Here is a 541-nt window from a genome sequence, read left to right on the forward strand (position 1 = left end):
CGTCGCGAGTGGAGGTGATCACCTCGGTCGAGCGCCGCCGGCGCTGGCCGCAGGCCGAGAAGGAGCGGCTGGTCGCCCTGTCGCTCGAGCCGGGGACCTCGGCCTCGCAGATCGCCCGATCGGCCGGTTTGCACGTGAGCCAGCTCTTCCGCTGGCGCAAGCAGCTGTGCGAGCGGATCGCACCTGACGCGCCGGCCTTCTTGCCGGTGAGGATCGAGACGCCGGCGGACGAGCCTGCGGCCTGCGCCCACGACGCGCCGCCGCGCAAGCGGCCCGCACGCCGCACGGGCCGCATCGCGATCGAGCTGGTCTCGGGCGATCGGGTGCATGTGGAAGGCGCGGTCGACAGCCGCGCGTTGCGCGAGGTGATCGCTGCCTTGAGGGCGCGATGATCCCGGTTCCGCTCGGCGTGAAGGTCTGGCTGGCGACCGGCCCCACCGACATGAGGAAGGGCTTCGCCTCCCTGGCCTTGCAGGTGCAGGAGGTGCTCAAGCGCGATCCCCTGAGCGGCCACGTCTTCTGCTTCCGTGGCCGGCGCGGC

2 protein-coding genes are annotated in these 541 nt (G+C 72.5%); both read left to right on the forward strand.

The features are described 5' to 3' along the window. Positions 1-14: 14 nt before the first annotated feature. A complete protein-coding gene (gene tnpA, locus ACKUB9_RS34415; RefSeq protein ID WP_407531205.1) occupies positions 15-392 on the forward strand; it encodes an IS66-like element accessory protein TnpA in 378 nt (125 codons plus the stop codon). Next, positions 389-541, forward strand: a 153-nt coding sequence (gene tnpB / locus ACKUB9_RS34420; RefSeq protein ID WP_407531206.1) for an IS66 family insertion sequence element accessory protein TnpB, incomplete at its 3' end; no start/stop codon positions are given. The genes tnpA and tnpB, both read left to right, overlap by 4 nt.

Source organism: Methylobacterium oryzisoli, assembly GCF_046557895.1.
In the GTDB taxonomy this organism is placed as follows: Bacteria; Pseudomonadota; Alphaproteobacteria; order Rhizobiales; family Beijerinckiaceae; genus Methylobacterium; species Methylobacterium oryzisoli.